The sequence below is a fragment of the Shewanella sp. SG44-6 genome (genome assembly GCF_014164185.1).
Lineage (GTDB): Bacteria > Pseudomonadota > Gammaproteobacteria > Enterobacterales > Shewanellaceae > Shewanella > Shewanella vesiculosa.
In genome coordinates this window covers 23,362-30,754 of the sequence record NZ_JACJER010000052.1, presented here as the reverse complement: position 1 = coordinate 30,754, position 7,393 = coordinate 23,362, and the positions used below count along the sequence as shown (strand labels likewise).

Sequence of the window (7,393 nt, the reverse complement as noted above, 5' to 3'; positions counted from 1 at the left end):
ATACTTAATTTGGGTTCAATATTAATTACAATTGAAGGGATCCCAAGCAACAAGCCATAAATTAATCCATGATATCTACTCGTGACAATCAGATCATAACTAGCTAAATTTTTTATAAAATCATCAAAGCTGGATAAGTTAAGATCATAAGAGATATAGTCCAGATCTCTAGCTTTCAACTCTTGCTCTAATTGAATGTCATGACCAAATAAAACATATTCAACTTCAATATTTTTTTCCAACAGTTGACTAACAACATGTTCTAAATCTTGAGGACGTACATTATTAGAATTATGGTTCCAATCTCTCAGAATTATTGCTACTTTTTTTGTGAATTTACGAGTCCTATGTAAATGACTATAATTTTCTAAAAAACAAATATCTGTATATAGCTTTACATTGTTTAGCTTTAACTTTTCAGCATAACTATAACTAACTAAATCTCTTACAAATAAACTTTTATTATCACTAAGTACATATTCAAAATCCTCAATTTTATTTTTACCTTCAAAAGGACCAATACCGACCCCAACAAAGTGTTTTTCTAATTCAGATTCATTTTGACGTCTTGTTAATCTGCTATATAGTTCTTTAGGGTTTGTTAGATAATGTTTAATGATTGATAATTTAGACTTTTCATTTTCAAAGCTATAAAATTGTGTACCGCCACCGTAAATTACACTATCTACTTTAGTCCAATCTATATTATTTTTAGGCGTTACAACTTTCTCATCACATAGGTCAACTACGGGATATTTTAATGAAGTCATTTTACTGCAAATAGTTACTTCATAGTTCTTAAGTTCCAAAAAGTCTTTTAACTCTCTATAAATAACTTTCAATAATGCATCATCTCCGAAATTGCTCTCACCATAAGCCCCTTCGATAACAATATTTTTTTTTCTCATAAGACTACCATACCATTCAGAAACTTAAGATCATCAATCGAAACCGCACACGAATCTTTGGTAGATGTTATAACATCACCAGCTAGAGGCCAGTTTATATCTAATTTACAATCATTCCATGCTACCGATATCTCAGAAGAAGGATTATAATAATCTGTGCATTTATAAATAAATTCAGCTTCATCACTTGTTACATAAAAGCCATGAGCGAACCCCTCGGGTACCCAAAGCTGACGTTTATTCTCAGCAGAAAGGTATTCTCCAACCCATTTCCCAAATGTTGGTGAGTCGCTTCTAAGATCAACAGCCACATCGAATACTTCTCCAAAAACTACTCGTACTAATTTACCTTGAGTGTTTTTAGCTTGGTAATGCAAACCACGTAAAATTCCTTTTTTAGACTTTGAATGGTTATCTTGCACAAATAGAGTACTTTTACCTGTAACCTTTTCTTCAAATACCCTTTGATTCCATGTTTCCATAAAAAAGCCGCGTTCGTCACCAAACACACTGGGCTCTATAATTTTTACATCAGGAATACTAGTGTTTATAACTTTCATATTATTATCCTGTATATGCTTGAATATTATCTAATGCTAATTTCCAGTCACTAGCTTCAATTGCAAATACATTAGTGATCTTATCGGTATTTAAGCATGAGTTACTTGGGCGCTTTGCCGGTGTTGGATATTGTTCAGTTGTGATACTTGTAAGACTTGTTTTTTTGCTGATGACACCTTGTTCAAATGCGGTATCAATAATAGTCTCAGCAAACTCGTACCAGCTCACATGGGGTAAGCCCGAGAAATGATATACACCAAATTCAATAGCATCACCTTGAGTAATGCGCTTAGCGATTTGGATTAACGCGTTGGCAATATCACCTGCGTAGGTTGGTCCACCGAACTGGTCTCCAACAATACTTAATGAATCGCGAGTAGCGCCTAAACGCAGCATGGTTTTTACAAAGTTATTGCCATTTTCACCAAACACCCAAGCGGTGCGAAGGATTATGTGTCTATCGCACGCTTGTGCTACGGCAACTTCACCCGCCAACTTACTTTCACCATAAACACCTTGTGGATTTGTGATGTCACTTTCTGCATACTCACCAATTTTATTGCCTTCAAAGACATAATCTGTTGATATATGTAGTATTGCAGCCTCCGCATCTTGCGCGGCTTGTGCTAGATATTTCGGCCCATCACGGTTAATAGCATAAGAAAGTTCAACTTCATCTTCTGCTTTATCAACCGCGGTATGTGCTGCAGCATTGATAATGATCGTTGGTTGAAATTCAGCAACCGCAGCTTTTACTGCTTCTTGATTGGTAATATCAAGGTAATCTCTATCAAGAGCTAATACAGTGATATTTTCACACTTAGCTAATTGCTCTGTAAGGCTGCAGCCTACTTGTCCATGACATCCTGTAATTAGTACACGCATTAACTCACTGCCTTTTTCTGATTTTCAGTCACTAAACGAGTTAAATACTGACCGTATTCATTCTTCATCATCGGCTTAGCAAGCGTTAGTACCTGCTCATCGCTTAACCAACCGTTACGCCATGCTATTTCTTCTAAACAAGCGACTTTTAAGCCTTGAACGTTTTCAATTGTTTGAACAAAAGAGGATGCTTCATGGAGGCTTTCATGAGTGCCGGTATCTAACCACGCAAAGCCACGACCTAATAATTCGACGTTCAGTAAACCATCTTTAAGGTACATTTCATTTAAGGTAGTAATTTCGAGCTCACCACGATGAGATGGCTTTACTTGCTTTGCCATTTCAACTACGCGGTTGTCGTAGAAATAAAGACCAGTAACTGCATAGTTTGATTTTGGTGTTTCAGGCTTCTCTTCAATCGATACCGCCTTCATATCTTTATCAAACTCAACAACACCAAAGCGCTCAGGATCTTTAACTTGGTAACCAAAAACTGTCGCTCCAGATTCACGCGCAGCTGCATTCTTCAATATATTAGAAAAAGACTGACCATAGAAGATGTTATCGCCAAGCACTAAACAAACGCTGTCATCACCAATAAACTCATCACCAATGATAAAAGCTTGCGCTAACCCATCTGGGCTCGGTTGAATTGCATACTCAAGGTTAATCCCAAAATCAGAGCCATCGCCTAATAAGCGCTTAAAGCCCGCATTATCTTCCGGAGTTGTGATGATTAAAATGTCTTTAATGCCCGCCAGCATCAAAGCTGAAATAGGGTAAAACACCATTGGCTTATCGTAGATAGGCAGCAGCTGTTTTGATACACCGCGAGTTAATGGGTATAAACGAGTACCACTGCCTCCGGCTAATACTATACCCTTCATTACGCCTCTTCCTCTGTAGCCGAAGGCTCTACACCTAAACGTTCACGCTGATAACTCCCATCTTGTACGTGTTGACACCACTCTTCGTTAGTCAAATACCATTCAATTGTCTTTTTAAGGCCTGTTTCGAAAGTTTCAACTGGTGCCCAACCAAGTTCACGCTGCATTTTACTTGAATCGATTGCATAACGTCTGTCGTGACCTGGTCTATCAGTCACATAGGTAATTTGTTCTTTGTACTTAGTTTCTTTTGGCACTAAAGAATCTAAAATTGCACAAATTGTTTGGACAACTTCTAAGTTTTGTTTTTCGTTATGACCACCAATGTTGTAGGTTTCGCCTACGCCGCCTTCTGTGACGACTTTATAAAGTGCTCTTGCGTGGTCTTCAACATATAACCAATCACGAATCTGGTCGCCTTTACCATAAATAGGTAATGGTTTCCCTTCTAATGCATTTAAAATAACCAGAGGGATCAGCTTTTCAGGAAAATGATATGGACCATAATTATTAGAACAGTTGGTTACTATCGTTGGTAAGCCATAGGTTCTTAACCACGCACGTACAAGATGATCTGAACTTGCCTTAGATGCCGAGTAGGGGCTAGAAGGCTCGTATGATGTTGTCTCGGTAAATAGCGGTAACTCTTTATTGGCTGAAGGCGCAGTACCATCTTCGCTATCGTCTGGATGCGGTAGATCTCCGTAGACTTCATCGGTAGATATATGATGGAAACGAAATGCTTTCTTAGCACCTTCAGATAATGTATTCCAATATGCTCTAGTCGCTTCAAGAAGAGTGTAAGTTCCCACGATATTCGTCTGAATGAAATCTGCTGGGCCGGTGATAGAACGATCAACGTGAGACTCTGCTGCTAAATGCATAACAGCGTCAGGCTTACACTTTGCGAAAATTCTGTCTAATTCAGTACGATCACAAATATCAACTTGCTCGAAAACATAACGCTCACTAGACTCAATACTCACTAAGGATTCAAGGTTACCAGCATAGGTTAATTTATCGACATTGATAACACTATCTTGCGTATTATTGATTATATGACGCACTACTGCGGAGCCTATAAACCCTGCTCCACCTGTTAGTAATATTTTCATTTATTCAATTTAACCTATAAAATTTAAAATTCTTTGACACGCGTAACCATCACCATAAGGATTATGAGCAAAGCTCATCTTTTTATATGCTTCGTCGCTTGTTAATAAAAGATTCAAGTTATCCACGATAACATTAACATTGGTACCAACCAGTTTTACCGTTTCGGCTTCAACAGCCTCTGGTCGCTCAGTGGTGTCGCGCATAACTAAAACAGGCTTCCCTAAAGATGGGGCTTCTTCTTGAATACCACCAGAGTCGGTAAGAATGATGTTAGAACGCATCATTAAATAGATAAATGGAAGGTACTGCTGAGGCTCTATGAGATAAATATTCTCGATGCCCGCCAAGATGCGATTAACCGGTTCGCGGACATTTGGGTTGAGGTGCATAGGGTATAAAATCTGCGTATCAGGATGCGCTTTTGCTGTTATCGCTAAAGCTTCGCAAATGCGTTCGAACCCACCACCAAAACTCTCGCGGCGATGACCAGTGACTAGAGTTAACTTTCTAGCTTCATCGAGGAATGGAAACTGAGAAGCAAGTGTTAGCTTCAAATCTTCATCGTTTTCAATTTTATCTTTAACCATCAATAAAGCGTCAATAACAGTGTTACCCGTTACGATGATATTTTCTGGGTTAAAGTTTTCTTTAAGAAGGTTTTCTTTTGATGTTTCGGTAGGTGCGAAATGATATTTCGTAAGTACACCAGTTAGGCGACGATTCGCTTCTTCCGGCCAAGGTGAATAAATATTGCCCGTTCGCAGTCCAGCTTCAACATGACCCACTTCAATCTGTTCGTAGTAAGCGGCTAAACTGGCTGCAAAGGTTGTTGCTGTATCACCATGAACAAGCACAACATCAGGTTTAAACTCTTGAAGTACTGGCTTGAGCTCTTGGATGATCCTTGATGTCACGTCATTTAACGTTTGACCTGCTTTCATCAAATTTAGATCATAATCTGGGGTGATGTCGAAGAGTTCAAGCACTTGATCTAGCATTTCTCTGTGTTGTGCAGTCACACAACATTTTGCTTCAAAACGCTCATCTGCAGCGAGTGCATGAACTAAAGGAGCCATTTTGATTGCTTCGGGCCGGGTACCAAAAACCGTAAGTATTTTCTTTTTTGACATAACTTCTAATCCATTTATGATTAATATCTACTGTCAGGAATTGATTTAATTCAATTACCAATCTCAGCACTTTCAAACCACGTTGAGACACTTTCTATCCATTTTGAGACAGGTCAATCTTCGCTATACCCTATAGAGCCTAGATTTTACTGTTTGTCTTAATACATTCCTAATAGGCCCATATAAACCGTTAGATTCCGGCTCAAAAGTTTTGCCGGAATGACGACTAAGCTAACTTTCTTTTCTAACAAAATATCTAATTAATACCAACATGACACCTAACATACCACCTAACATGGTGCCTAACACGCAGATTAGTGCCCGCTTAGGCTTTGATTTTTCTTCTGGTATTAATGCTGGATCGATTGTTTTAAATACGTATTCATCGCGAACTTCGGCAAACATAATCGTTTTCGCTTGCTCTTCTATTAACTTATATAAAATTGAGCGAATGTCGGCAATATTTGTTTGTTCGATTTGAGATTTTAAAAAAGTTGTGCTGCGAATAGCCTCAGCAACATCACGGTCTTTCATTTCTTTATTAATGTCTTGCACTAACCAATTAACCCATTGATGAGCCACTGCTGGTGAAATGTGTTCGACAGAGACGGTTACCATGCCCGTTTCTTTGGCAGCATTAACGACAATGATTTTACTAAATTCTTTATAGGCTTCTTGCATTGACGGTTCTGGCTTAAACGGTGCATCAACTATACGAAGCCACTTTTTATCGGCTTGGTTATATAATTCATCATCGTAACTAATCGTATTATCGGCCATATTCCATTTTTTTGCCGCCATTAAGTCAGGCAAAATATTGTGTTGTTGAATAAAGTTACTGGTAAATTGACGAGATTTCATCACCTCGATAGCCATTTGGGTTTTATCAACACCACCGCCACCGCCTAAATTGATGCCAGCCATGCTCGCTAAACCACCAAACTGTCCTGCAAGTGCTGCTAAACCACCGCCACCTTGCTCAGCATCCGCAGGTGCTAACAGCGCTTCTGACTTATAGATATTAGGCTGGTTGATGGCAAAAATAACCGCACCGACAGCAAACACTGCAGTGATGGCGATGATAAGCCATTTTCCTTGCCAAATAACAGCAAAAAGCTCGCGTAAATCGATTTCGTCGCTTTCAACGCTGACCATTGGTTGCGATGATGCAAAGTTGGCGTCATAAGTAGGTTGCAGGTTTTGTTTAGTCATATGTCTTATTTGTTTGGGTAGCAGTGCGCTTCGCTTCTAGATTCTAGGACGCTTTGCGGCTAGAGCGCTGCGCTGCTATAAGGTCAAAAGATACCAGCAGAAATCTGCTAAGTGTTGAGTTTATTGCTGGTTAGTTCGCTTGCCTTAAAAGCAAAAGCCTAGATTCTAGGTCGCTTCGCGGCTATAAGGTCAAAAGATGTCAGCTTCGCTTCTATAAAAACAGAAAGCATACCCGCTTAGTTAAATTAATCTATTGTGTAATCGGCATTATCTTCTTTAATCTGTGCTTGTTTTTGTTTAATAAGAGCACCTAATATTTTAGCTAACTCTTTGGCTTCTTTTATCATCGACATAGCTATTTGTTTATCAAGGTATTCGATTTCTGCTCCGATATATAACTGAGTCACAAGCTCACCTAGAGATCCTTTTGCGTAATACAGAAACCTTATCTTTTCTTTTAGTGTTTCACGTTCCTCTCCCTCCGCGATGTTTGAGGGAACAGATAATCCTGAACGTGTAATTTGATCTTTGAAGCCCCAGTTACTGACTGACTCAGTCAACCGATAAATTTCACAAGACAATCTAGAAGCTCTTTTCCACACATCCAATTGCTCGAAACGCATATCAGTTCCTTCTGACATTGAGTATCTTGTATCTAGAATCTTAGAGCGCTTCGCTGCTAGAGCGGCCTACG

Annotated in this window: 8 protein-coding genes; all 8 read right to left on the bottom strand. The window is 39.0% G+C overall.

Going from position 1 to position 7,393, the window contains the following annotated elements; all coding sequences use genetic code 11:
• Positions 1 to 908, bottom strand: a 908-nt coding sequence (locus H5185_RS11170) for a polysaccharide pyruvyl transferase family protein (protein WP_182742107.1), incomplete at its 3' end; no start/stop codon positions are given.
• The gene (rfbC, locus tag H5185_RS11165; RefSeq protein ID WP_182742106.1) at positions 905 to 1,468 is read right to left on the bottom strand and encodes a dTDP-4-dehydrorhamnose 3,5-epimerase; all 564 of its coding nucleotides are present in this window, start codon (positions 1,466 to 1,468) and stop codon (positions 905 to 907) included. The genes H5185_RS11170 and rfbC, both read right to left, overlap by 4 nt.
• 4 nt (positions 1,469 to 1,472) lie before the next feature.
• Entirely contained in the window at positions 1,473 to 2,354 is an 882-nt protein-coding gene (rfbD, locus tag H5185_RS11160) for a dTDP-4-dehydrorhamnose reductase (RefSeq protein ID WP_182742105.1), read from the bottom strand.
• Positions 2,354 to 3,241 carry a glucose-1-phosphate thymidylyltransferase RfbA gene (gene rfbA / locus H5185_RS11155; protein ID WP_182742104.1) on the bottom strand — a complete coding sequence of 296 codons (888 nt, stop codon included), beginning with the start codon at positions 3,239 to 3,241 and terminating at the stop codon, positions 2,354 to 2,356. The genes rfbD and rfbA overlap by 1 nt, the downstream gene beginning before the upstream one ends.
• Positions 3,241 to 4,356 carry a dTDP-glucose 4,6-dehydratase gene (gene rfbB / locus H5185_RS11150; protein ID WP_182742103.1) on the bottom strand — a complete coding sequence of 372 codons (1,116 nt, stop codon included), beginning with the start codon at positions 4,354 to 4,356 and terminating at the stop codon, positions 3,241 to 3,243. Before rfbB ends, rfbA begins: the two co-directional genes overlap by 1 nt.
• A 9-nt stretch (positions 4,357 to 4,365) precedes the next feature.
• A complete protein-coding gene (gene wecB / locus H5185_RS11145) occupies positions 4,366 to 5,487 on the bottom strand; it encodes a non-hydrolyzing UDP-N-acetylglucosamine 2-epimerase (RefSeq protein WP_182742102.1) in 1,122 nt (373 codons plus the stop codon).
• Positions 5,488 to 5,718: 231 nt separating this feature from the next.
• Positions 5,719 to 6,699: a Wzz/FepE/Etk N-terminal domain-containing protein gene (locus tag H5185_RS11140; protein ID WP_182742101.1), complete on the bottom strand. Its 981-nt coding sequence runs from the start codon at positions 6,697 to 6,699 to the stop codon at positions 5,719 to 5,721.
• A 245-nt stretch (positions 6,700 to 6,944) separates the two neighbouring features.
• Positions 6,945 to 7,322: a four helix bundle protein gene (locus H5185_RS11135; protein WP_182742108.1), complete on the bottom strand. Its 378-nt coding sequence runs from the start codon at positions 7,320 to 7,322 to the stop codon at positions 6,945 to 6,947.
• Positions 7,323 to 7,393: the final 71 nt, after the last annotated feature.